This window comes from Leptolyngbya sp. GB1-A1, assembly GCF_039962475.1.
Taxonomy (GTDB): Bacteria; Cyanobacteriota; Cyanobacteriia; order Elainellales; family Elainellaceae; genus Leptolyngbya_A.
In genome coordinates, this window is record NZ_JAMPLI010000011.1 from 1 (window position 1) to 23,944 (window position 23,944).

Here is a 23,944-nt window from a genome sequence, read left to right on the forward strand (position 1 = left end):
ACAAACATCTCTACGAACTCCGAGCCAGAGATGCTGAAGAAGGGCACCCCTGCTTCTCCGGCGATCGCCTTTGCCAGCAGTGTTTTTCCGGTTCCGGGAGGACCAACGAGCAGCACCCCTTTCGGAATTTTTGCGCCGACGGCAGTGAAGCGTTCGGGTTTTTTGAGGAAGGTTACGACTTCCTGGAGTTCTTCTTTGGCTTCTTCGATGCCTGCTACGTCGTCAAACATAACGCCCGTTTTGGCTTCCATCTGGAACCGGGCTTTGGATTTGCCAAAGTTCATTGCCTGACCGGAGGCATTGCTGGTGCGCCGCAAAAACATCAATAACGCTGCAATGAGCACAAACGCTAAAAGCCCGTGCGTCACTAACCAGGCGATCGTCCGACTGTCGGCAGAAGGCTGAACATCAAGCTCCACATTATTGCCGCGGGCTGCTTCCACCAGCTCAGGGTTTTCGCCTGTAAATAGAGTCACTTCCTGGCTGGTGTTGCCCTGATAGGGCTCTTTAAGCTGCACCTCAGCCACATTTCGAGCAGGGTCAATTTGAATTCGGTTGACTTCTCCCGCTTCAACTTTTCGCAGCAGATCGCTATAGGTTAGGGCATCTTTTGCGGCTGGAGATTGAGCCAAACCCGGAGGACTGCCCAGCGTACTTTGCAGCACCAGCCAGATTGCGGTTGCCGCCCCGGTCATCCAGGAACCCTGCCGCATTTTTCGATCGCGCTTTGAGGATAAGACCATATTTGCCTGTTGCCCAGCCTGTCTCATAACCTGTTGCCCTTTGCTGTCTTGTATCGCCGAGGGAGCTGCCCTTTTTCTTTGCTTAGCACTAGTCTAGCTTGCCCCATCGTAACCTTTGTTTTGGTTGGTGGGGGAGTGGGGGAATGGGGGGATGCGTAGGACGGTGGAAGGGAGAATGAAGGGATGGGCAGGAGGTTGGGGAAGGCAATGAAGCTTGAGGAGGGTATTGGTCTGCATGAACTTCTGCCCTTTTCTCTGCAAACCTTCCCCACTTTGTACTTGCTGCTATGCTCTGCCCACTTGCGCTCCTGTGATTTCTTGACCCTTTATTCCTCCACTCCTTACTTTATTCCTCCACTCCTTACCCATCCACGCATCCACCCTTCTACTGCTGAACCTTTGTCAGAGCCATGACTGCCTGCAATCGCACATCGGGATCATTGTCCTGGGTTAACTGTTGCAGTTGTTCAAGAATTTGTTCCGATTCACTGCCGCCTTGGGCTGCAATTTCGCCTAGCTCGTACACTGCTGCAACTCGAACTGTGCCGTCGCCTGTGAGGAGGGCATGCATAAAGTGTTTGGTGCGATCGTTTTGTGAGGAGAGCTGGGCATTGGCGGTGGGACGGAGTTCTGCAATTTCTTCCAGAATGGATGGCTGGTGAACCCGGGTGGGTTCTGCGTTATTGTTAAGCACTTCGCTGATGGCAGGGTCAGTGGGAATCAGATCGGGAACTTCCACTTCGCCGGATGAGTTGGGATGCACAATACTTGTGACAGACAGAGAGGCGGCAAGGGTGAGATCCGTATCTGAGTCGAACACAACGTCTGAGTCGAACACAAATGGAGAATTGCTCGGTGAGGTTGATGATTCTGAAGATGCTTCGGAAGAAGAGGATGTTGATTCAACGGGTTCGGAAGCGGGCATTTCTGCTATCGGAGCAGGAATTTCGGGGGCGGTTTTTGGCTCGGAATTCAGGATTGGATTGTCTGAAACCGAGTCTGCAACGGAGAATTCCTGAATAGCAGGCTCGGAAACAGGCATGTCTGGAGCTTCAAGCTGAGTCGAAGCATCATTAACTAACGCTTCGATCGCCTGCTCAAATTCTGGAGCGACCTCTGAAGGTGGTGAGGCGATCGAAAACTGATCTACAGATCGATCGAGGCGAGCAGGAGCCGAATTTTGAGCAGAATAGCGTGCGGACTGACGTTTTCTAGCCACTCGCCGAGCCGCAAAATATGCTTCTACTAAAAGATAAGATACTAAACTAATCCAAATGAATTGCATAGTTTGATTGCCTTTTACCTTGCTTTTACTACGCTTTAACCGTATTGCAGCAAATGCACCCTGGATGGCGCATCTCACTTACTGAAGAATTTTGGTATTGCGATCGAAAATTGCTGCGCTTGATACTGCTCTTTTAGGCGATCGAAGGTACAGCGAATGCCAGAAGGTAATGCCGAACGTGAAAGCGGGATAGCAGGGGGAATGACAAGGCGAGTTTGCGGCAAATGCCCCCGCTTCGAACGGATGAGGAACTTGAACACGATCGGCGCGTGACCTGCCTGGAGCTATTTTTCGATCTATTTATTGTGATTGTTGTGGAAGAGTTTGCTCATGATTGAGCAGAGGATATTTCATAGGCATGTGTTAGCAAATTTATCTTTTTCTGCATTTGTTTTTGCACTTATAGCGGGTTTGGATCGGCGCAACCTCTTGCAACGACCCCTTTGAAACCGAAGGATTGAAGCCAAGAGAATTGAAAATTGACTAATTCAAAATCACTTTTTGCAGCACTGTGCCGTTGGTGTTCATGCGATAGACGATCGGGACACCCGTAGCCAGTTCGAGCAAAGGCACTTCCTCTGAGGTGAGTTGCTCGAGATCCATGATGATCGATCGCAGCGAATTGCCGTGTGCGGCAACCAGCACATTATCGCCTGCCTTAAGCTGCGCCAAAATGCGATCGCGGAAGAAAGGCATTGCCCGGTGCATCGTATCTTCTAAGCTTTCGCCACCCGGAGGACGCTCAGAAAACGATCGCCGCCAGATCTGAACTTGTGCCGCGCCAAATTTTTCGACAGTTTCCTGCTTGTCTAAGCCCTGAAGCTTGCCGTAGTAGCGTTCGTCGAGCTGGGGTGTGGTGAAAATGGGCAATTCCTGTGCGGGTTCTCCGTCGTAGTGATCCCAGCCGTGCCAGTTGGGGTCATCGTCACCATGTTGAAAGATGGGGGTTTTGCCACCACAGATTTCGCTGCACTCGGTTAGACACACCACTGCTGTCTCCATCGCCCGAAACAGCATACTCGTAAAGCAAACATCCACCCGGTAGTCTCTTAGCTTCTTAGAGGCGATCATCGCTTCTGCCCGTCCCCGCTCGCTTAGTGGCACATCGACCCATCCGGTAAATTTATTGGCAGCGTTCCACAAACTTTGTCCATGACGAATCAGAATCAGATCGGGCATTTCGATCGCCTCACACAATAAGCAATTTTTGCTAGCCGAATTTTTCTAATCCTTAAAGTGATAGATTAACAGGCATTTTGTATCGACCCTTAGGTATTACTTTTGAAGAAATTTAGAGAATATCTCAGCTTGAAGCAAAAAATTCGCAGTATTTCAATCAGGGTGCTGGTGATGCTCCTGGGAGTTAGGCTGCTGTTTTGGCTGGCGATCGTACCCCCGGCAAACGCCGCCCCCTGTCGGATGATAGGCACTCAAACGGTTTGCATCAGCGAGATCAAGCGCAGCGCGAAATATCCCTGGGAATATCGGGTAACGCTGAGCCGGGATGGTGTGAAACAGCCCCAGGAGATTTTGAACTGTCGCGATGCGAAGCAGTTTTCCCTGCAGGGTAATCGCCGACCAGTCAATTCCGAGGCAGGTGCTGTGCTGTTTCAAACCAAGGAAACTGGAGAATGGATCTGTCGGCTGGTGAAGCGGAATTGACGCAAGAAATCCTTCAAAACCTTAACTTTTGTCGGAGGTTCACTCAATAGGAGTCGGTTACACTACTCGCGAAAGTGCTGGCAGCCTCTATGTTTCAGATCGGTCAACTTTTGGACGATCGCTATCAGCTCGTTGAGCCGCTCAAGATAGCTGGCGTGCGGCAAACCTGGCGATCGATCGACTTAACCTATCAGACGGCTTGCATCATCAAGCTGCTTGGATTTCACCCGACACTGCAATGGCAGGACTATGAGCAATTTGAGCGGGAAATCAGAATTCTTAAAACTCTGAAGAATAATTTCATTCCACGCTATTTGACCCATTTCTCGCTGGAACTGGAGGGAATGCACTGGTGTGTCCTAGTGCAGGAAGAAATTTCGGGTACATCGCTGCAAAGTTTGCTGGATCAGCATCACCGCTTTACCGAGGATGAAGTGCGGCAAATCGCGATCGACTTACTCCAAATTTTGATCGATCTGCAGGGGCAGTATCCACCTGTTTTGCATCGCGACATTCACCCTGGTCATGTGATGCTGACGCCCGATCGAACAGTTTATCTAATTGGCTTTGGGGCAGCGCAAATCGGGGCAGGGGCGATCGGCGATTTCACGGTAACCGGAACTTACGGCTATGTGCCGCTAGAGCAGTTTGGCGGACAGGCTGTGCCTGCTTCTGATTTGTATGCCGTTGGCGCAACGATACTGCATTTATTGACTGGAGTATGTCCGGCAGATTTGCCACAGCATCAGTTTAAGCTTCAGTTTCGATCGTTTGTTTTGATTGACGATCGATTTGCTGTCTGGTTAGAAAAAATGCTAGAGCCAGATATAAAACAGCGATTTCAAACCGCAAAGCAAGCGTTAACGGTTTTGTTAAAAGCTCAATTAAAAACTGAATTAGAAACTGAGCCAGACGATAAGGCGGTCGTGTTAAATGCTGATGATGGTGCTCGTTCACTTCAGATTCAAAAAAACGAATTCGAGCGCGTCACACTCAATCAACTTTCTGATCAGCTACAAGTCAATATCCGCAAGCGCGGCATTCATTTTGCAGATGCGCTTTGGCTGGGTGCGGGCGCTCTTACGGGCGGCGTATCGGTATTGATGCTGTTTTCCCCTGTTCATCCGGTTTTGAGTCTGTTGTGCTGGCTCGATAGTTTGCCCCTGCTGGGAATTGGCTTGATTTCTGCGCTGGGCGAAGCCTCGGTCACGCTGAGCGATCGATCGCTGTTCATTCAGTGGAAATGTTTGGGACTTCCCTATCGCAAGGTGAAACAATCTAGCCCGGCAGTGGCGATCGATTCGGCAACAACAGGAATTACGATTCAAACCGAGAATCAGCGGCACAATATCGGGCAATTTTCGCCGGAGTTAAGTCACGCAGAGGCGGAGTGGTTGGTGGGGGAAATTGGGCGGTGGATGAGTGGGTGAGTGAATAGCTGTTAGAGTTGGGCAGCTTGGAGGCAGGTTGAGAAGGGGGCAGTGGTTTTAAGGGCTTGGGGGTTGATGTGGGTCGGGGTGGCGGCGTAGCCCCAGGATTGCAGGGTTTGGATCAAGTGCGATCGATTGGGTAAATTTAATTTGCCGCGTCGTCCGATTTCGCGCAGGGTGTAAAAGTAGGGGGGCAGGGAAGATTCTGCTTGCATGGTTTCTAGAATGGCGACGCAGTCTGACCATTGCCGTTCCTGGGCGATCGCTTTCATTTCAGCTACATAATCTGCATTGTGTAAATCACTTAGCCACATTGCGCCACTGATGCTGAGGGGCGACCGGTCTTGCGGGCAGTGGATGCGCCCCAGTTTTTCCCAGGCGATCGTCTGGTAGTCGCCGCAGGTGTGGCAGTAGCCAAGGAAGCCGTAGCTGCGGGAGTTGAGCTGGATCGACGGCACAAGCCGCACCATAACGCGATAGCTCTCTCCGGCAAACAAAGAAAAGACGGGAACTACGCCAAATCCTTTTGCGGCAGCACTCTGCTGGACTGCGCCAATCAACAATCGAAGTCCCTGTTCGTGGGCGGCAGGATGGGAACGGGCATATGCGCCAAAGGCGGCAAGACTGCGATCGGGCGTTGAGCCACTCGCGCTTCTGCCATCGGTGCTGGTGAGGTAGAGCAATCCGCCCAGAGCGACTGCCCATAGACTCGTACTTAAATAAGGCGCAGGTGACCCAAACGCATCAACATCGACCAGATCATAAAAATCCTGCTGACGATAGCACTCAAAAAAGACCCGATTGGCATCCTGATTCGTGAGACGAACGCGATCGGCTGGAATTTGAGAGAGATTCTGCTGCAATACGCCACTCATTTCAGGATTGCTGTCGTTGATCCACAAATCATTCGCTCCACTTTCCCAGAAATAGCGAAGCGATCGAATACCGCTGCCTGCCATTGCGTCTAACACGCGCAGTCGTCCGGTTTGCTGACGGTAAACGGCTGCTGCCAGCACCCCCAGATCGCGCACCATTCGACTTTGAGGGCGGTAAAAGGCATTGCCGATGTAAAAGTGAGTGTTGCGTTCGGAGGCTGCTTTGGAAGGGACGGTCATCTTTATTTTTTAGATTTTTTGCAGGAGGGTTGCTCAGTGCAGTGTGAATCAACGTTGATTGAGCTTTTTCTTTATCGCCCTGCGTTAGTCGTGGCGATATCGAGTGACTGAGGCACAGGTTGAAGCACTGGCTTGCTCAATCAGCTTAATGACAATTTTCTCAGCACCGTCGTCCACGAACTGCGAACCCTGATGGCAAGCTCATGTAGAGGAAAGAGGAAGATATGGTTTGAGGAATCGCGATTGGATAGAGCGATCGTTGCCCAAGTAGCCATGCCACCGTCTTCTTTACAAAACTTAGAACTCGTTATCATAAAAGAGTAGATTCCCCAATCAAGCATTCTGTGACTCATTCCCCGATCGTCCTCTGGTATCGTAACGATCTGCGCCTGCACGATCATGAGCCGCTGCACCGTGCCCTGCAATCCGGTACGTCTGCCGTGATTCCGGTATATTGCTTCGACCCCCGGCAGTTTGGCGAAACGTCCTATGGTTTTCCGAAGACGGGCGCATTTCGTGCTCGATTTTTGCTGGAAAGTTTGGTGGATTTGAGAAATTCCCTGAGGGCGATCGGCTCCAATTTAATTATTCGGATGGGAAAGCCAGAAACGGTTCTGGCAGAAATCGCGCAGGCAACGGGAGCAACGGCAATTTATTTTTCAAAGGAAGTCACTTCAGAAGAAGTCGCCGTTGAGCGGGCAGTCGCCGCAGCCGTCCAACCTTTGAACGTAACGATGCAACCCTACTGGGGCGTGTCGCTGTATCACCCGGATGATTTGCCGTTTGAAATTTCCCGCGTCCCGGAGCTGTTCACCAATTTCCGTAAAGAAGTTGAGCGAGCAGCAACGGTAATTCCGCCCTTTCCCAAGCCCCAATCTCTACCCCCGCTCCCAACCCTTGAACCCGGAAACCTGCCCGAGTTGAGTGATTTAGGGCTGGAAAAACCTGCGTTAGACGATCGGGCAGTGTTGCCGTTTAAAGGAGGCGAATCTGAAGCTCTGGCGCGGCTGCATCACTACTTTTGGCTAAACGATCACCTGAAAGTCTATAAAGAAACGCGCAACGGCATGCTGGGCGCAGACTATTCCACTAAATTTTCGCCCTGGCTGGCAAATGGCTGTTTGTCGCCGCGCTATGTCTATAAACAGGTGCAGGACTACGAATCGCAGCGATTTAAAAACGAGTCAACCTACTGGCTCATCTTTGAATTACTCTGGCGTGACTATTTCCGCTTCATTTCTGCCAAACACGGGAATAAGATTTTCTTTGCCTCTGGGCTGCAAGGCATTAACATTCCTTGGAAAGAAGACTGGCAGCGGTTTGATCTCTGGCGGGAAGGCATGACCGGATACCCACTGGTGGATGCAAATATGCGCGAACTGGCAGCGACCGGCTTTATCTCGAATCGCGGCAGGCAAAATGTGGCAAGCTTCCTCACCAAAAATCTGGGTATTCATTGGATGATGGGCGCGGAGTGGTTTGAGTCGCTGCTGATCGACTATGACGTAGCCAGCAATTGGGGCAACTGGAACTATACGGCAGGCGTGGGTAACGACGCACGTGGATTTCGCTTTTTCAACATCACCAAGCAGGCAAAGGACTACGACCCCCAGGGTGAATACGTGAAACACTGGCTGCCCGAACTGGCAAACGTCCCCGCTAGCAAAGTCCACGAACCCTGGAAGCTTCTGCCCGTAGAGCAACAGCGATTTAATATGCGACTGGGCGTGGATTATCCCAATCCGATCGTCGATCTGTTCAAATCTGCCGAAGCAAATGAGCGAATTTATGATCAGGCGATGCGAAGCGGTTCCCCCGCTGGGGTAATGGACCAATCCACCGACCCGCGCAGGCAGGGTAACTCTCGCAACCGCTCGATGCAGCGTCCCCAACCCTCCCGGAGACGATGAACTTGCTGAAGGGTTGTAGTCAAGATTGTGCTAAAAACTGCTAAAGCTTGATCTTGATTCCGTCGTCAGGTGTCATTTTCTCGGTCAAAATTGCAGTTCCGTTTAAGGGAGCCTCTGAAGTGACCGGAGGGGCGATCGACGGATTCGAAGGATAGCTGCTGCCGTCAAACTGTAAACGGGCATAGTGAGGCGTTGCGCCGCCCCCCTCCACAAAAATCATTAGATCCTTCCAGCCTGCGGTTGTGTCCTGAGCAATCACCACCGGAGGATTCACCAGCGTCATGCGAGAAACCATCTCATAGCTCTGTCCGGCAGGTTCCAGAATCAGCATCGTGCAGCCACCCGAACCGCAGGTGTAAGACCCCATCAGATAAACCAGGGCTTCGGGTGCGCCGTCGTCGTTCAGATCCACGCGATTGTAGGTGTAGCGCATTGATTCCAGCAAAGATTTATCGCCGCTGCGGTCTACCATGATATTGACGATCGCCGCTTCCAGAGCTGCATCTGCTGCGGTCGCTGAGGAACGATACTCAATTTGTCCCAGTCGAATTCCGTCCGGTGTGGGTAAGGGAGAATCAGGGTAAACGGCAAGCCCATCCGGCTGAACCGAGCTATCTTCATCCGGTTGAGGCGTAGAAGGTCGGGCAGCAGGCTTCGGAGTGGCGGCAGGAGGAGTTAGGGGCTTGCTGGGCGTTGCCGGAACGGGCTTGGGAATCTCTGAGGAGGCGATCGGCGTGGGGCTGGAAAGCGGACTGGGGGACGGCTGAACCGGGGTTGGCTCTGTTGTTCTTGTCGTCGTCGAAACGGTTGCTTTACGAGAATCGCAGGCAGTCAGGCTAAGGGTTGCTGCCATCAGCGCAGTCGAAATTAGCAATGCAAAGCACTTTCCCCAACGGGGCGATCGAACAACTTGAAGCGGAAGGGCAGAACGTGACATAGCCGTTGTCTCAGCGGTATTTCTGGTTAGTGATTTAGACTGAGCACGAGGAAAAAGGTTTCTGCGGGAAATTGGGGCAGTTTTGCTCAAGTTTGCTCTAGTTCACTCAACTTTGCTCTAGAGTGAAGCGTCTTGGGTTATCAGTGACGACTTGATGAGCTGCGATCGCGATTCTTTATTGCAATTTCTTAGGGTACTTCAATGGCGTACATTCAATAGCACGCATTCAGTGGCGCACATTCAATAGCACACAAAGATTGGGGTAGGCTGCATTAGTTTTCGGACGGGCAGATTACTTTGTCATCTTCAATGCGAATCTGAGCAGGCGTAATAGGAAGATCGGTGGTGCAAATGGTTGCATGAAGAGAAGCTGTTTTTAGAAAATCACTGGATTGAGCAACGGATTTTGCCTGCCGGGTGTAGACAATTCCGATAAAATTTTGAAGCCCTGGTTTTGTGGCAGTTGCAGTAATAATCGACCGATCCGGCTCGGTTGGAATGAGCTGATACTGATAGTGATTATTAGACTGAATTGGCAACTGAAGCTGATTTACAGAATCGGCAAATTTATGATTTTCTAGCCAGTAGGCTTGCTGGCTGCGGTTAATTGCTTCGATCGCGGTTTTAGCCTGCGATTGGGAGAGCGTATCAATTTGGTTTTCGTACGCGGTGATCAGAATTGAATAGCTGCCTGCAACAAAGCCGATCGCCAGATAAAAAGGACTGGCAAGACAAATGCCGACAATGCAAAGAATCTTTGCGGTTTCAGAAGCAGACTTCGCGCCCTCATAGTCCTGCTTTTGATACTGCAACTTAACTCGTCTGGAAAAAATCAGGGCAGCAATGCCGAGCGGTAAAAATGCTAGAAATGTGGTCAATAAAGCCAGAGCAAAATAGGGACGAGGACGGCTTTTGGTTGTGCCTGCTTCAGCAGAATCAATCTGGATTGAAGGAAGTTTGCTCGAAGGTTTTGGTGGCGCAAGCTGAACAGTTTTTGTCCAGGTCAGGGTGTGGGTATCGCTTTGTTTGCCATGAATCTCAAGCCGATCGATTGTCGAAATTTCCAGTTTTTCGATTCCCTTCTGAAGCGACTTCGCGATCGACTGTGGCGGAACCTCTGCCCCTTCCAGCAAAATTTTGAGGCAGCTTTCATGCCGTATCAGTTTCGCGGTGATGGAGTGGGGCTGAAGCGATCGATTGATCAAAAGGGTGATTGCTTCTAGATTTCCTTGCCTTGCAAGCTCGAACAGCGTTGGCTGACCCATTGCCCGTGAAATGTTCCAATTTAATGTTCCAGTGATGGCAGATCTGCTCTGCGGGGTGGGTCAGTTGCAGTCGGCGGTGCGGTAGATTCGGTTGATTCTGAAGACGATTCTGCACTTTGTCCTGAAGCCTGCTCCCCCGATTCTAAACTGGGGGCAAAATTCTCAACTAGGGGAGTTTGTCCGACGGGTTCTGCTTTTTTGACGCGCTTGATTGGCAGGTTGGCAATCAAAACTGTGGTTCGCTGATCATTTTCTAACGCAAAATCTGACTCGCCTGGCTCGATTTCGACATAGCGTGAGACGACTTCTAAAATCTCCTCGCGCATCTTTTCCACCATTGCCGGAGACAAATCAACTCGATCGTGTGCCAGAACAAGCTGAAGCCGTTTACGGGCAGTATCACGGCTGCTGTTGGCAGTTGCGCTGCGCGAGAAAATGCGATCGAGGAATTGCTGAAGCATGGGACAGGTAACGCGTAGCAGGTTAGGAAAAGGCAAAAAGACGATCGGTGACGGTCAAGGATAGCAATAAGAAGCGGCTGTGCAGCAGCATGAGCAATCCTATTTACGGGAGGGACGGAAGATCCGTAGAATGCGAGAAAGTAGATCCTCTTGCGGAACGGTCAAATCTAGGAACGGAACGGTTTCTCCTTCCAGTCGGCGCACGATGTTGGCATAGGCTGCTGCTGCCAGCGAAGGCGTTTCAGACAACACTAACGGTTCACCCCGGTTCGTTGAGACGATCACTCTCTCATCATCAGGAACCACACCAATCAGCGGAATTGCCAAAATTTCCTGCACATCTTTAACCGACATCATCATATCCTGCTCGACCATCGCAGGCCTAATTCGGTTAATAATTAGGTGCATTTTTTTAATATCGTTAGCTTCAAGCAAGCCCACCACGCGATCGGCATCTCGCACGGCAGCAACCTCAGGCGTGGTGACAATAATGGCTTCTTTTGCAGCGGCGATCGCATTCAGAAAGCCCATTTCAATGCCGGCAGGGCTATCGATCAGGATGTAGTGAAACACTTTGCTCAATGCACCAACCAGCTTTTTCATTTGCTCTGGCGTAACAGCTTCTTTGGTGCGATTTTGTGCCGCCGGCAGCAGGGCAAGATTGGGCTGACGCTTATCTTTGACCAGTGCCTGATCCAGGCGGCATTCGCCAGCAAGCACCTCGATCGCCGTATAGACAATTCGGTTTTCTAAACCCAACAGCAAATCCAGGTTTCGCAGCCCAAAGTCAGCATCAATTACGGCAACCTTGTGCCCCCGCTGAGCCAGAGCCATGCCCAGATTCGCAGTAGAAGTCGTCTTACCAACGCCTCCCTTGCCCGATGTCATTACAATAATTCGACTCATAGGATCTGAACGTACGTGAAACTGCTTTTGTTGGCGATTCGGTTAATATTACGCGATGTGTCAAGCGATCGTCTTGAGCCACGATCGGTCTAAAGCATCAAATACAGCGTTAAAGGTAAGATGTAACCCTGCAATTGACTCAGTAATTTGCTTTAATTTGCTTTTCACACGCAAAAGAATAGCGCAATTCAACCTGAATAAATCTAGCTTGAATACTTCATTCTAAATATTGTTTTGCCGAATCGAACAAAAAACTTACAACTCGCTGCAAACTTCCTGTATCGCGGTGCATTTTTTCAGGCAAAGCCACTAGGAAAACAGCAGATCTTTAGAGAAATCGGTTCGGCGAACAATTCGAATACTGCCGTTCATCACATAAGCTACTTCCGGCTGATATTGGCTGGGCGGCGTTTCGGGAGCACGAGCCATCAGGTCGCCAATCCGAATCTGAGTCGGTTCCATTCGCAGTGCCATGACCAGACAGCGCAAATTGCCCGATGCACCCGCCTGTACCACACCTCGCAGCGTTCCCCACACCAGCACATCTCCGTCTGCAATAATGCTGCTGCCCGGATTCACATCGCCCAGCACAATCACCGTGCCGGGATGCCGAATTTCAATCCCAGAGCGAACTGTTGTTTCCAGATAGAGCGGCTCTGCAAGTGCCTGTCCGCTTTCGTCGGACTGATTCAATCGGGGAATCGACGACTGTTGCTCAACGGAAAATCCGAGCGTGGCAGCGGCGACTGCCGTTTGTCTGCGGCTGGTATAAATGCGCTTTAGCTCCAGTTCTGCCTCACCGAGAACATCATTAATCGCCTGAATCTGACGCCCATCCAGCAATCGATCGCGAACAATGAGATGCACGGGCGTTCTCGGCTGCCAGAAGCGTTCTCCAGCGTTCAGGCGTTGCTTGAGCTGTTGCCAGATATCTGTCCACGCCGTCGCTGCACCAGGCGTTTCTAAATCAGGCGGCAAAAGCAGCAGCAGTCGCCCATTTTCACCTTTGAGGCGCACCTGAGGCACTTCTTTTGCATCCAGATTGGGGGCAGTGGGCTGGAGTTCTCCATCAGAGGCGATCGTTGACAGTGGAGCGGAAACTGGAAAATCTGAGTTCATGCAGCGTGAGTCCGTTAAGACAGTTAAAGATTAGCAGGAAAAAGTGGGGAAGGGGGAGTGGGGAGGGGGTGGATGGGTGAGGGGATAGATTGTTCGTTCAAGATTGTAGGGCAAGCGTTGTTTGGAGATTGCTGCGTCTTGAACGCTTTGAGGATGGATGAGCAAGTTTATTTTAGAAGTGGGTCGGGCTGGGTTAAGGTTCCTGTTTGCTGAGTCGCCGATACACTTCTGCCAGTGCTGCTCGATCGCCGACGTTGCCAGGAAACAGAACGACGGGAAGCTGGGGAAAGCGGGGATGATCGGCAGAGGTGCGGACAACGGAGACTCCGGGCAGAATTTGCCCCAATAGTCGAGCGGTGGTGAGTGCCAGCCCGGTGCTGAGGGTGTCGTTTGAGGTGATGCCGCCTTTGCTGATCAGGAAGCCGATCGTCTCTGGTAATCCTTTTTCGATGTCCATCAGCAGGGCTGAAACGGCAATGCCGAAATCGAGGCGGGTTTGAATATCGGCAAAGGTTAATTCTTGGCGGCTAGTGTAGATGACGGGCGTTTTGCCTGCCTGGTGTGCTTGATGAGCGCGATCGAGCGTTTGCTGCAATAGCTCGGCACGCTCCATCGCGGATCCTTCCAGGAGATGAACGACATCGACTTCGATCGCTTCAACTCCAGGGGCTTTTAGCAGGTCTTCGAGCTGCTCAGTGGTTTTTTTCACATGGGAACCGACGATCACTGCGCCCGGTTTTCCATCCCGCACATAGGCTGCCATGTCCTCCGACGCGACGGCTTGGGGCGGTAGGGCAGCAAGAGCAGTGAGCAGGCTGGCAGCACTCCGAAACAGAAATCGCTTTCCCTGACGGGCGGCTTGCAGCACATCGGTGGCAAACTGATTCAGGTCTGCCTGCGTTTCAGCATCAACGACAACACACTGATTATCCTGAAGCTGCATCAGGCGATCGAGCGTTCCCAATCGAATATCCGCCAGCAAAAAGCGATCGACCTGCGAGGCAGGAATGCGTCCCCTGGTTTTTTCTTCCACGTAGTCCGGCAAATAGCTGTGCCGATAGCCAAACACTGAATCTTTCGCAAACTCGGTTTCGTGAACCGGAGTGGGTACGTCATTCACCACCAGATAATGCACGCTGTCGCGGGTGAATCGTCCGCCCTCAAAAAAAGCTGGCGTGAGGAAATGGGCATCAAACGGACCCAGCTCCTCAGCGATCGCATCGGTTTCGATCGGGTAATGTCCGCGCAGGGTGGAGTCCGATCGGCTAACCACCAGGAAATCTTGAACGCCTGCTTCTGCAATTGCCTGTTTCAGATTTTGGCAAACTTCTCGCGTGGTGGAGAGTGCTTTCTCTGGAGTGAGTGCCCTGGTGTTGGTCAGCACAAAGAAAATGGGGGACTCGTCGGCTAAGCCCGATCGCAGCGTCTCTACGTCCCATTTCATCAACAGTAAACAGCCATGAACGGTCTGCGACCCAGTTGGATCGTCGTCCAACACAACAATTTTGGGCTTTATTTTGGGCTTTGAGGTCATCGCAATTTTTTGTGGCGTAGAGCAGGTTTATTATGGCGTGAATTGAGGGGGTGGATGAGTGAATGAGTATATGAGGGGAGAAGGGGGTGAGGAGATGAAATGGAGGGGGTGAGAGAAAGTGATAAGAAGGGGGTGAAGTGGGCAAACTGTGGTCGGAGAGGCTTTAGGATGGACGGGGAATGAGCGATCGCTTTACAGCAGGTTGCGTTTCAAACGTAAATTCTCAGGTGGGATACCGTTCATTTCGCTGCTTTAGAGCTATCATCTCTGTCAATTGACCGATCGGGTAGGGTATTTCTGCTTTGACGATCGGGTATGATTCCCCAACGGGCATCGCCCTGGATTAAAGGAACAATCAGGGACAGCGCAAGTTTATATAAGAGGTTGCAAGAGGCATGGGGCAACTGAACGATCGATCCGCAGAAATGGGGTCGCAGGAAAACGAATCTCAGGCAGCATCGCGCCATTCCAGCGACGCAGAAGATGTGCTGCAAACCATGACGCAGGATCTTCGCAGCCTCCAGCAAGACCTGATCGCTCAAATGAGTCACGATGTCCGCCGCTTGCAGGCAGAAAAATCGCGCTTATTAAACGATATTGAAAAGCTGCAAAATCAGCAGCAAATGCTGGAATCTCAGTACGAAGTCGCCCTTTCTCGCCATCAGCTTGCCCAACAGCAAACCTGGGCAAAACAACTCGCTCTCACCCTGGCAAATCATCTTCACGCTGCCCTCAGTCAGCGAATTAATCAGATGGTGACGGTTCAGCAAGTTCAGCAAGACGCTTCGGGACCCAGTCTGCCACGAATTTCGAGCAATGGCGCGATCGAATCCATAGAGGCAAACCGCTTGATGGTGTCGCTGGATGAAACGGTAAATCGCACCTTTTCAACACTCAAGCATGACTTGTCGAGCTACGAAAGTGCCTTGTCGCAGCAGATCGATCGAATGCACAACCTGGGTCAGCAGGGAGAAGTAATTCTGGAAGTGCTGGTTAAGCGCATCAGTCAGCAGCTTCAGCTTGAAATGACCCGCAGTGGCGCAATTCCTGCCAGTTCTCCCGCTCATCTTTCTGTTTCGCCTACTCCGTTTACGGCTGAATCGTTGCCGAATCCAGAAGCAAATCCGTTTGAACCGATCGAGAATCCCTATGCTGCCCCGGCTCCTGAACGAGTGCCTGAGCCTGTGCCTTTGCAGGGAACGTCTTTGCTGCCCACGCCTCCAGCAGTCGCACCTGAGCCGGTGATGGTTCCGCTTCGCTCTCCTGCCGATCCGCGTCGTTTGTCTCATTTTCAAATGGGACTCCTGCTGATTTTGCTCTCCACGCTGTCGCTGTCGTTGCACAACGTTCTTGTTGGCATTGTGAGCAATCCCAGCCGCTTGTTTGGCTTGATTCCGATCGGCGGTTTTATTAAGTTGAACGGGTTTGGCAGTTCGCTGCTAATTTTGTGGATGCGGATGCTGGTGGTCGTGCCCTTGATGGTGTGGCTTGCCCCCAGACTATATAAAAATACCTGGCACGAGATTCGGGGCTTCTTTCAGTCAAAAGATCGAATATTGCTAGGCAGCGTTCTGGGAAGCGGGTTTTTCCTGTTTCTGTCACAGGTTTTGATTTATATTGCGATCGGTCAAATTGGCCCTGGCGTTGCCGTCACGATTCTGTTTATGTATCCCCTGGCAACGGTGCCGCTAGCATGGTATTTATTTGGCGATCGACCCACACGGCTCCGGCTGCTGGTGATGGCAGCAATTCTATCGGGCGTTGTGTTTACGGCTGCTCCCAAATTAGGGACGGCGGGCGTTTCCTGGAATGGCATTTTGACCGCAGTATTTTCAGGTATTGCGTTTGCGTTCTACCTAATTTCGATGCAAGTTAGCTTCCGCAAGCTGCACCCGGTTCCGGTCAGCCTGATCCAGTTCTCCAGCATTTTTATTTTTTCCAGCGTTAGTCTCATTGTGCTGGGCGTTGAAGTTGCCCCAACCAATCGCACCGGGCTGGCGATCGCTGGACTGCTGCTGGGCGGACTGACGCTGGCAGGCTATTTGTTGAATAACTTTGGCGTGCGGTTTATGGGGGCAGCCAGAGCGTCGATTATTGCCGCGAGTGGTCCTGCGCTCACCGCATTTCTGGCATTTTTGCTCACTCCCGGCAGACACACTGCCTTGCAAAGCGTCCAGATCCTGGGAATACTGATTGTAACGCTCGGTGTCACTGCCCTCAGCTTTGAACGAATGCTGCTACAAAATCGAACCACTCGCCAACCTAAACCCTCTAGTCAGGTCAGCTAGGAATTTGGGTACTTCAAAGTCCCTCAGCATCGGGGGATTTAGGGGGCAATTTTTAGGGGGTAATATAGATACTTGCGGCTTCTTAAGCAGCTTATCACTCGTTTATCATTACTCGTTCATGGTGCGATAAGTTGCCACCGCGGAAGGCGAAACGCGATTCAGATAGCGGAAGATCCAGTATTTGAAAATCGTGTCGAGAATCACCGGAAAAGTGGCAATAAACAGGAAGATAAAATCGCGGTTTGCGGGCAGCCCAAAGTGTCGGGAAACCCCTTCGAGAATCACTTCCCAACCGTGAGGGGAGTGAAAGCCGACGAAGGTATCGGTAAACAGGATGATGATAAACGCTTTAGCACTGTCGCTTAAGCCATAAACAAGCTGATCCATAAAGGATTTCAGCACAGCAATTTCGCGCTTTCCGGTTGCAATTATTACGGCAAACGCCATCACCCCAAACAAATCAGCAAACACATTCTTGATTGCATCCGAGCCGCGATCCCGATAGTCCTGCTGAATTTCAGCCGCTCGATCGCGCACCTGCTCCACGATTTCTTCCTCGGTTTTAGGCTCCTCTTTACCAATCAAAATTTCAAACCGAATTCGCTGTTCAAATCGCTGAAGTTCGTTCAGTGCTTCATCTTCTAACTCCTCGTTGAGAAACACCTGAACCTGCTCGTTACCAGCCCGGTAGCCATCGACGATCGGACCAACAATAAAATTTTTGGCGAGTTGCAGGGTTAAGAGCGGAATAATAATCAGCAGCAAAACAAATCGGATTGCGGTGATCGTGCGAGATTTTGATTTGCGAAAATCCCGGACGAGTTCTTGCTCTGCTTCAGGATCAAGCTCTCGCCGAACCCGATCGACCGTCTCCAGAATCGATCGCGGCAGTACCCCGGTTTTATCCGTCAGGGACTTCATATCTCGCTTGGCAGCCCGCTTGGGCAGTTGATTTCCCGGAGACACGATCGGCGGCTCGGTCTGGCTCAGCTTCTGCTCGGTTTTGGACTGAGTGTTGCTGAGCTGAGGAGGATTGGACTGAGCATTGGTCACAATCATCACTGAACCGGGATTTGGCTCAGGATTGCTGTACGGTGCCAGCACTTCATCAATAAAGCGCAGCTTTTTGAGAATTAGATTAGGGCGATCGATTACATTTACGGTAAGACGATTACTTTGCAGTTCACCAGGAGAGTAATTACTGCTGTTTTCTTCGAGTTGAACTTCGGTAATGGTTTGATTTGAAAGACGGACGATCGAGCTACTTGCTTTGAACTCAAATAAACGGATTCTAATAATATCAAGATACTTTTTTAGCTCTTCTTTAAGATAAGTTCTGGCACTTTGGCTATAGTCACCGTTTTCAAGTGAAATTGGATTTCCATCAAAGTGAGCGTCTTCTAATGCTTTGATGGCAAGTGCCGCTTCGTAGGCCTGATCGAGGGCGCGTTCGGGAGTTTTTTGCAGCCAGCGATTAGCAGAGCGAAAATACTCCTTGAAAGATGCAAAAGCCGAATTTCTCATTGGGGCAATAGGATCGTCTGACATGATGCGAAGGGCGGATTCAGGATCGTTGAAAAGGCAGCAGAACGGGTTGAACAGCAGTTTTAACGATCGATTTGCTTTACAAATTAGCTGGTTTTAAAAGAACCAACTCAAGTTTCAGGTGCTTCTGGAGCAGTGATGTGAGGCAGGTTCTGCTTTAGGGCGATCGGGTTAGGTATCAACGCTACGGATCAACCAGTGAATCCAAACGATCGTTTATTCTAACGTTAGATTAGAAATGATGATACCAAGCCTCTGAGGAGCGATTCGTGTCTCTTGATTCTATTTGGATTTCGGGTGTAACGGGCAGTGGAAAAACCACCCGACTCATCCAGCAGTTTACCCAGGCAGCAGAGGCAAACTGGCAGCGAGACCGGACTCAGGCACGACAGACTGCGCTAGTCTTTGCGGCGATCGGCGATAATCGGCTCGATCTTGCCGATCGCATTGCCGCTGCGACACAGGGCAAATATCGATTTGACTCGGTGACGCCGTTGGGCTTTTTTCAGGACGAAGTGCGGCTATTTTTTCCTCTGCTGGCAGAACAGCTTGGGCTGAAAACCTTATTTCCCTTGCGGCTGCGCCCGGAAACCGAGCAGGAATTAGCGACCCGCCTTTGGCAACCCAATTTAGCGTCGGGTCGATTGCGCCAAACGGGAATGCGCGACTATGACCTTGTGCGTCGATCGCTTGACCTGCTTCAGCTTGCGGCGTTTAGCGGTACACCCCATGAAGACATTGCTTTTTTGCTGAAAGAAGGATTTGCCGAACAGGAAGGTTCTTTAGATTCACGAGATTCATGGGAGGCAATTGGCGAAGCGATCCAGCAGTGGTGGGATTGGTGTCTAGCCCGTGGACTGCTCACCTATGGAATTATCACCGAACTGTACTGGCGATATCTGCTGCCCCACCCGATTTATCGCCAGCACTTAACCAGCCGCTACTATGCTGTGTTTGCCGATGACGTAGACGAATATCCAGCAGTCGCCCGCACCCTGTTTGAACTGCTGCTCGATCCTCCCGCAGCGGGAACGGCGAAGCATTGCGGCATTCCGGGAACCTTTACATTTAATCCTGAAGGCGGAATTCGCCTGGGATTGGGAGCCGATCCCCAATATTTTGCAGAGCTTGCCCATCGCTGCCAGAACGAAACCCTATTTGCAGATGCCAATCGTTGCATTGGTGCAACCTGGGGACGGTCGGTGATGGAGTGGGTGCGTGAACCTTTACTGCTGCCGCAGTTGCCAGACTGCATTCGTACAATCCAAACGGCGGCGAGAGGACAGCTTTTGCGCCAAACTGCTGAAGAAATTGCGGCTGCAATTCATAAAGGCGAGGTTCGGCCCCAGGATGTTGCTGTGATCGCGCCTGGAGTAGACCCGATCGCCCGCTACACCCTGCGCGAAATTCTCACCAGTCAGGGAATTCCCGTTGCCTCGCTCCACGACCAGCATCCGCTTGCCAGTTCGCCGCTGATTCAGGCATTGTTGACTCTGCTGGCACTGGTTTACCCCGGCTTAGGACGATTGCTCAACCGGGAGTCGATCGCTGAAATGCTGGTGCTGTTAAGCCAGGTTCCCAACTCTGTTTATACCGAGCCAATCAGCGCACTGGAAGTCGAAGCCTTGAGTCAGTCCGATTCGGGCAGCTCAACCACCTTTATGCCGCGAATTGATCCCGTTCGAGCTGGGCTGCTGACCGACCACTGTTTTGTGCCCGATTTCGATCGCCCCCATCTGCTTCCGGCAACCGTGCTGCCTCGCTGGGATCGGTTAGGCTTTCAGGCAACTCGCGCCTATGAAGATCTGGTGCAGTGGGTCGAGTCGCAAAAACAGCAGCAGCAGCAGCGCATGATCACGAGTCCCGTTGTGTTGCTCGATCGCGCCATTCAAAAATTCTTTTTTGGCGGAAGCCATTTGCCCTATGACCAGCTTGCCGCCCTGCGCGAGCTGATGGAAACCGCTCAGCATTACTGGGAAGTGGTTACTCGCCTCCAGTCGTTCAATGCCTCAGAAGTCCCGGTGTCGCTCTCGGTGGGGCAATTCATTCAGCTCTTACGCGAAGGCACAATTACTGCAGACCCTTTTCCTTCTAGACCGATCGGCAAAGCCGCTCAAGCGGTCACGATCGCCACAATCTATCAATATCGAAACGATCGACGCTTTCATCGCTGGCAGTTCTGGCTTGATGCCGGCTCACCCTTCTGGTTATCAGGCGGGAGCGGACTGTTTGGTGCGCCCATTTTTCTAAGAAAGCGACTCGGAGCCTGGACAACCGCAGATGAGCTGGAAGCCAATGTGCAGCGACTTCAGCGACAGGTGTTTGATTTACTCCATCGGGCAACCAATCGGGTTTATCTCTGCCACAGTGAACTGGCAGCGAATGGACAAGAACAGGCAGGAAATTTGCTGACGCTGGTGAATGCTGCACTGCCTGTCACCGCAGGACAAATCCTTGAAAGACCGATCAATGCCTAAAAGCCTCGTAAGACTTAAGCATTTTAGGAAACTGAGCTTAAAATTGCCAGTTCCAACCCCAGATTAACGCTAATCCCGATCGTCAGACTAAGGTAAACCCAGACTGCTAAGAGCGATCCAGCGTGCTGACTGTCCCAACCAGAGGCGCAAAGCTGCTGCATGAGCCGTATCTTTTGGCTGGTTAAAGGACTGACAACCAGCGGCTTCACAATCCATTCCCCGATAGTGACCACAATGACAAAATAAAGCACCAGTCCAATCAGCCGCAGTCCATCCGCTAAGATTTCGCCAGAACCAATGCTGACCGGAGCGGATAGCACTCCCAGCAAAGGCTTAGCTGCCTGGGCAATGAAAACACCCGTCAAAGCAGCATAGCCAAAAATTTGAGACAGACCGAACAGGGACGATCGCTTCATAAGGGCGATCCCTGCGCGATTAAATGCTGGCTCAGCAAGGTAGGAGAAGACTCCGCCTGATGCTGATGAAGTGTAAACGCTGCCCAGGCCAGCTCGACAATACAAACTCGGCAAGCACTGGGAATTTGGGTAGGCAAAACAATCCAATAGTGCGGTGTACGTTTTGCCGCTTCAACCTGAAAGTGACGACTCATTGCGATACAATCCGGGAAGCCAGTAAAGTTAACGTTCCCGCTCCATCGCTGTTTGTCTCACAGATAGATTAACTGTCTCTGAGACTTAATAATCTGAAACTTTTCTTGATCGTTCGATTGTTGCTGAAAGTTTGCCGAAATTAAACTACTAAATTTCGCTCAACATAAGCGCGGCCTGCCATCATCGCAGCATTGCTGGTTTCGTATTCTCTGCCATCGTTTAGCAGGGTCAGGTCTGGATCAATCACCCAGCACAAATAGCTATCCATTAGAGCCGATCGGCTCACGCCTACGATCCATCCGGGGTAGGCAGACACTTGTACGATCGATCCATCGCTCATGGCATTTGTTCTCCTTGGGTTGGTTCAGGTAATGTGCGGACTTGAAAATTAGGTTGATTGGTAAAATTTGCAGAAATCTAATTTCCCTGCGCCTATCCTTTAACCTGGCTTGATTTTGACGGATCTGGAATTGAGCTTCCGTCTCTCTCAAGCCTCAAATCCATCTCATCCAGTCAATAGATATTACAATTGCATCCCAAATTAGGCATAGCCTCATCTTGCCCAGAATTACCCCTTACACTACCGTGGTTTCCCAAACAAGCTACTGAGAGAATAAGGAGGATTGAAAAGTTTGGAGTTGCCTCTTAAACCGCCTTTTCTGGAGAAATTGAACCCTCTGCTGCGGACTGCTTTAGCCTGCTTGAGGAAAACTTTTGGAAGTTTATTCTCGATCGAGATTAAGGCTGGGATGATGAGAGTGAATTTTTTCCTGGAACCTCGTCCCAGTTCGCTGAATCACTTTAAAGCTCGAAAATAAAGGCTTTCAAAACTATCTCTGGGCACTAATCCAATGACGAACGTATTTCAACAGCTTGAACAGCGATTTCATCAATTGGGCAAAGATCTGACCCCTGAAGTCGTTGAAACTGCCACTCAATCGCTTCAAGAATGGCTGGAACGCAATATCGATTGCCTTGCTGCCCGTAAACCAGGCGCAGAGTTTAACGGCACGATGATGCAGTGGTTCCACTGGTATCTGCCTTCAGATGGCACTCACTGGAACCAGCTTGCCGATCGCGCCCAGGAGCTTGCCCAGGCAGGAATAACCGCTATCTGGATGCCGCCCGCCTGCAAAGCAATGGAGGGAGAAAACGATGTAGGCTACGGCATTTATGACCTGTACGACCTGGGAGAATTTAACCAGAGCAAAAGCACCCGTACTAAGTACGGCACGAAAGACGAATACGTTGCTGCTGTGAAAGCAATTCAGCGAGCCGGAATGCAGGCTTATGCAGACGTAGTGTTTAACCACAAGATGGGCGCAGACTGCACGGAAGAGTTTGAAGTGGTGCCCTACGACCGGAGCGATCGCAACTGCCCGATCGACGGCGAGAGAACCATTCGCGGCTGGACAGAATTTAGCTTTCCCGGTCGGGGCGACAAGTATTCCTCGATGAAATGGCACTGGTGGCACTTTGACGCACTGGACTATGACGACGGCAATCCGGGCTACCGCGCTGTTTATCAGGTTAAGGGCAAAAGTTTTGATACCAAAGTCGATCTGCGCCAGGGCAACTATGACTATTTGATGGGCTGCGACCTGGATATGAATCATCCTGAGGTGCGGGGTGAGCTGAAATACTGGGGCGAGTGGCTGATGAACACCGTAGGACTGGACGGCTTCCGGCTGGATGCAATTAAGCACATCAACGGCGATTTCTTTAGCGACTGGCTGGATCACCTAGAGCATTACGCAGAGAAAGATCTGTTTTGCGTCGGGGAATACTGGACAGAAGACTTCGGCTCCCTGAGCTGGTATATCGGCAACGCAGGCGGAAGGCTGAATTTATTTGATGTGCCGTTGCACTACAACTTTCATCGCGCCAGTCGATCGGGCGGAAACTACGATATGCGATCGATCCTGGACAACACGCTGATGAAGCACCTGCCCATGTTTGCTGTCACCCTGGTCGATAACCATGACACGCAGCCCTTACAAGCACTCGAATCTATAGTGGAATCCTGGTTTAAACCACTTGCCTACGCGATTATTCTGCTGCGGGCGGAAGGCTATCCCTGCATTTTTTATGCAGACTACTACGGCGCACATTACCAGGATAAAGGACAAGACGGCAACGAGCATGAAATTTGGCTGGACTCCCACCGCTGGCTGATCGATCGCTTTCTGTTTGCCCGTCAATATTTCGCCTACGGAGCGCAGTACGACTACTTCGATCACTGGGACATCATCGGCTGGACTCGCCTCGGCTCTGAGCAGCACCCTGGTGCAATGGCAGTGATTATGAGCGATGGTCCCGGCGGCAATAAATGGATGGAAGTCGGTAAACCTAACACCACCTTTTACGACATCACCGAACACATCAAAGAACCTGTCCAAACCAATCAGCATGGTTGGGGCGAGTTTCGCTGTAACAGCGGATCTGTCTCGGTTTGGGTGGAGAGAGATCCTTTGTTGTCTTGTCTGGCAGGATTACCGATCGAGATTCGGGTGGGTGAGTGAGCGGGTCAGGGGCTTCGGGTTCCTCGTGCCAATGCTCTGCGTTGGAATGCTCATTAAGCGGCTCTGCTACAGGATTAAATCAGCGGCAGAGCTGTATCCAGGAGATTATCCAGGCTGAACCTGGACACCAAAGT

At 51.2% G+C, this 23,944-nt stretch carries 20 protein-coding genes; 6 read left to right on the forward strand and 14 right to left on the reverse strand.

Annotated features, from left to right (window positions below):
* The 3 genes from NDI45_RS13015 to NDI45_RS13025 form a co-directional block, all read right to left on the reverse strand.
* Positions 1 to 743: ATP-dependent metallopeptidase FtsH/Yme1/Tma family protein (locus tag NDI45_RS13015; protein ID WP_348247591.1), on the reverse strand; the 743-nt coding region annotated here is incomplete at its 3' end.
* Positions 744 to 1,128: 385 nt separating this feature from the next.
* Entirely contained in the window at positions 1,129 to 1,962 is an 834-nt protein-coding gene (locus NDI45_RS13020) for a HEAT repeat domain-containing protein (protein WP_348247592.1), read from the reverse strand.
* Positions 1,963 to 2,511: 549 nt separating this feature from the next.
* Entirely contained in the window at positions 2,512 to 3,207 is a 696-nt protein-coding gene (locus NDI45_RS13025; protein ID WP_348247593.1) for a 2,3-bisphosphoglycerate-dependent phosphoglycerate mutase, read from the reverse strand.
* Between the two features lie 102 nt (positions 3,208 to 3,309).
* On the opposite strand from NDI45_RS13025, the gene NDI45_RS13030 reads away from it, so the two are divergent.
* Positions 3,310 to 3,690, forward strand: a complete 381-nt coding sequence (locus tag NDI45_RS13030) for a hypothetical protein (RefSeq protein WP_348247594.1) — start codon at positions 3,310 to 3,312, stop codon at positions 3,688 to 3,690.
* A gap of 89 nt (positions 3,691 to 3,779) precedes the next feature.
* The gene (locus tag NDI45_RS13035) at positions 3,780 to 5,120 is read left to right on the forward strand and encodes a serine/threonine-protein kinase (protein ID WP_190793168.1); all 1,341 of its coding nucleotides are present in this window, start codon (positions 3,780 to 3,782) and stop codon (positions 5,118 to 5,120) included.
* Positions 5,121 to 5,131: 11 nt separating this feature from the next.
* On the opposite strand, the gene NDI45_RS13040 is transcribed toward NDI45_RS13035, so the two are convergent.
* Positions 5,132 to 6,235: a tRNA (guanine-N1)-methyltransferase gene (locus NDI45_RS13040; protein ID WP_348247595.1), complete on the reverse strand. Its 1,104-nt coding sequence runs from the start codon at positions 6,233 to 6,235 to the stop codon at positions 5,132 to 5,134.
* A 344-nt stretch (positions 6,236 to 6,579) separates the two neighbouring features.
* Between NDI45_RS13040 and NDI45_RS13045 the strand changes: the two genes are divergently transcribed.
* On the forward strand, positions 6,580 to 8,145 hold the full coding sequence (locus NDI45_RS13045; protein WP_348247596.1) for a DASH family cryptochrome: 1,566 nt from the start codon (positions 6,580 to 6,582) through the stop codon (positions 8,143 to 8,145).
* A gap of 40 nt (positions 8,146 to 8,185) precedes the next feature.
* Here the strand turns inward: NDI45_RS13045 and NDI45_RS13050 are convergent, their stop codons facing one another.
* From NDI45_RS13050 to NDI45_RS13075, 6 genes are all read right to left on the reverse strand, one after another.
* Positions 8,186 to 9,082 carry a hypothetical protein gene (locus NDI45_RS13050; protein WP_348247597.1) on the reverse strand — a complete coding sequence of 299 codons (897 nt, stop codon included), beginning with the start codon at positions 9,080 to 9,082 and terminating at the stop codon, positions 8,186 to 8,188.
* A 272-nt stretch (positions 9,083 to 9,354) separates the two neighbouring features.
* A complete protein-coding gene (locus NDI45_RS13055) occupies positions 9,355 to 10,347 on the reverse strand; it encodes a type IV pilin-like G/H family protein (RefSeq protein WP_348247598.1) in 993 nt (330 codons plus the stop codon).
* A 20-nt stretch (positions 10,348 to 10,367) separates the two neighbouring features.
* The gene (minE, locus tag NDI45_RS13060) at positions 10,368 to 10,808 is read right to left on the reverse strand and encodes a cell division topological specificity factor MinE (RefSeq protein WP_190793163.1); all 441 of its coding nucleotides are present in this window, start codon (positions 10,806 to 10,808) and stop codon (positions 10,368 to 10,370) included.
* 99 nt (positions 10,809 to 10,907) lie between these two features.
* Positions 10,908 to 11,714, reverse strand: coding sequence for a septum site-determining protein MinD (gene minD, locus NDI45_RS13065; protein WP_190793162.1), 807 nt, complete (start codon positions 11,712 to 11,714; stop codon positions 10,908 to 10,910).
* A gap of 309 nt (positions 11,715 to 12,023) precedes the next feature.
* Positions 12,024 to 12,833, reverse strand: a complete 810-nt coding sequence (minC, locus tag NDI45_RS13070) for a septum site-determining protein MinC (RefSeq protein ID WP_348247599.1) — start codon at positions 12,831 to 12,833, stop codon at positions 12,024 to 12,026.
* Positions 12,834 to 13,026: 193 nt separating this feature from the next.
* On the reverse strand, positions 13,027 to 14,367 hold the full coding sequence (locus NDI45_RS13075) for a four-carbon acid sugar kinase family protein (RefSeq protein WP_190791320.1): 1,341 nt from the start codon (positions 14,365 to 14,367) through the stop codon (positions 13,027 to 13,029).
* Positions 14,368 to 14,762: 395 nt separating this feature from the next.
* Between NDI45_RS13075 and NDI45_RS13080 the strand changes: the two genes are divergently transcribed.
* On the forward strand, positions 14,763 to 16,655 hold the full coding sequence (locus NDI45_RS13080; protein WP_348247600.1) for an EamA family transporter: 1,893 nt from the start codon (positions 14,763 to 14,765) through the stop codon (positions 16,653 to 16,655).
* Positions 16,656 to 16,763: 108 nt separating this feature from the next.
* Here the strand turns inward: NDI45_RS13080 and NDI45_RS13085 are convergent, their stop codons facing one another.
* Complete coding sequence (locus NDI45_RS13085; protein WP_348247601.1) at positions 16,764 to 18,203, reverse strand: proton extrusion protein PcxA; 1,440 nt, start codon at positions 18,201 to 18,203, stop codon at positions 16,764 to 16,766.
* Positions 18,204 to 18,469: 266 nt separating this feature from the next.
* Between NDI45_RS13085 and NDI45_RS13090 the strand changes: the two genes are divergently transcribed.
* The gene (locus tag NDI45_RS13090) at positions 18,470 to 20,677 is read left to right on the forward strand and encodes a recombinase family protein (protein WP_348247602.1); all 2,208 of its coding nucleotides are present in this window, start codon (positions 18,470 to 18,472) and stop codon (positions 20,675 to 20,677) included.
* Positions 20,678 to 20,700: 23 nt separating this feature from the next.
* On the opposite strand, the gene NDI45_RS13095 is transcribed toward NDI45_RS13090, so the two are convergent.
* From NDI45_RS13095 to NDI45_RS13105, 3 genes are all read right to left on the reverse strand, one after another.
* The gene (locus NDI45_RS13095; protein WP_348247603.1) at positions 20,701 to 21,093 is read right to left on the reverse strand and encodes a hypothetical protein; all 393 of its coding nucleotides are present in this window, start codon (positions 21,091 to 21,093) and stop codon (positions 20,701 to 20,703) included.
* Positions 21,090 to 21,287 (reverse strand): hypothetical protein, encoded by a 198-nt coding sequence (locus NDI45_RS13100; RefSeq protein WP_190791317.1) that lies wholly within the window; start codon positions 21,285 to 21,287, stop codon positions 21,090 to 21,092. Before NDI45_RS13100 ends, NDI45_RS13095 begins: the two co-directional genes overlap by 4 nt.
* A gap of 140 nt (positions 21,288 to 21,427) precedes the next feature.
* Positions 21,428 to 21,628: a hypothetical protein gene (locus NDI45_RS13105; protein WP_190791316.1), complete on the reverse strand. Its 201-nt coding sequence runs from the start codon at positions 21,626 to 21,628 to the stop codon at positions 21,428 to 21,430.
* A gap of 511 nt (positions 21,629 to 22,139) precedes the next feature.
* On the opposite strand from NDI45_RS13105, the gene NDI45_RS13110 reads away from it, so the two are divergent.
* Positions 22,140 to 23,810 carry an alpha-amylase gene (locus tag NDI45_RS13110; RefSeq protein WP_348247604.1) on the forward strand — a complete coding sequence of 557 codons (1,671 nt, stop codon included), beginning with the start codon at positions 22,140 to 22,142 and terminating at the stop codon, positions 23,808 to 23,810.
* Positions 23,811 to 23,944 lie beyond the last annotated feature (134 nt).

Coding starts and splice junctions, on each gene's coding strand:
- NDI45_RS13025 (WP_348247593.1), bottom strand. CDS start 3,207: ATGCCCGATCTGATTCTGATTCGTCATGGACAAAGTTTGTGGAACGCT.
- NDI45_RS13080 (WP_348247600.1), top strand. CDS start 14,763: ATGGGGCAACTGAACGATCGATCCGCAGAAATGGGGTCGCAGGAAAAC.
- NDI45_RS13100 (WP_190791317.1), bottom strand. CDS start 21,287: ATGAGTCGTCACTTTCAGGTTGAAGCGGCAAAACGTACACCGCACTAT.
- NDI45_RS13095 (WP_348247603.1), bottom strand. CDS start 21,093: ATGAAGCGATCGTCCCTGTTCGGTCTGTCTCAAATTTTTGGCTATGCT.
- NDI45_RS13110 (WP_348247604.1), top strand. CDS start 22,140: ATGACGAACGTATTTCAACAGCTTGAACAGCGATTTCATCAATTGGGC.
- NDI45_RS13035 (WP_190793168.1), top strand. CDS start 3,780: ATGTTTCAGATCGGTCAACTTTTGGACGATCGCTATCAGCTCGTTGAG.
- minC (WP_348247599.1), bottom strand. CDS start 12,833: ATGAACTCAGATTTTCCAGTTTCCGCTCCACTGTCAACGATCGCCTCT.
- minD (WP_190793162.1), bottom strand. CDS start 11,714: ATGAGTCGAATTATTGTAATGACATCGGGCAAGGGAGGCGTTGGTAAG.
- NDI45_RS13040 (WP_348247595.1), bottom strand. CDS start 6,235: ATGACCGTCCCTTCCAAAGCAGCCTCCGAACGCAACACTCACTTTTAC.
- NDI45_RS13105 (WP_190791316.1), bottom strand. CDS start 21,628: ATGAGCGATGGATCGATCGTACAAGTGTCTGCCTACCCCGGATGGATC.
- minE (WP_190793163.1), bottom strand. CDS start 10,808: ATGCTTCAGCAATTCCTCGATCGCATTTTCTCGCGCAGCGCAACTGCC.
- NDI45_RS13075 (WP_190791320.1), bottom strand. CDS start 14,367: ATGACCTCAAAGCCCAAAATAAAGCCCAAAATTGTTGTGTTGGACGAC.
- NDI45_RS13050 (WP_348247597.1), bottom strand. CDS start 9,082: ATGTCACGTTCTGCCCTTCCGCTTCAAGTTGTTCGATCGCCCCGTTGG.
- NDI45_RS13055 (WP_348247598.1), bottom strand. CDS start 10,347: ATGGGTCAGCCAACGCTGTTCGAGCTTGCAAGGCAAGGAAATCTAGAA.
- NDI45_RS13085 (WP_348247601.1), bottom strand. CDS start 18,203: ATGTCAGACGATCCTATTGCCCCAATGAGAAATTCGGCTTTTGCATCT.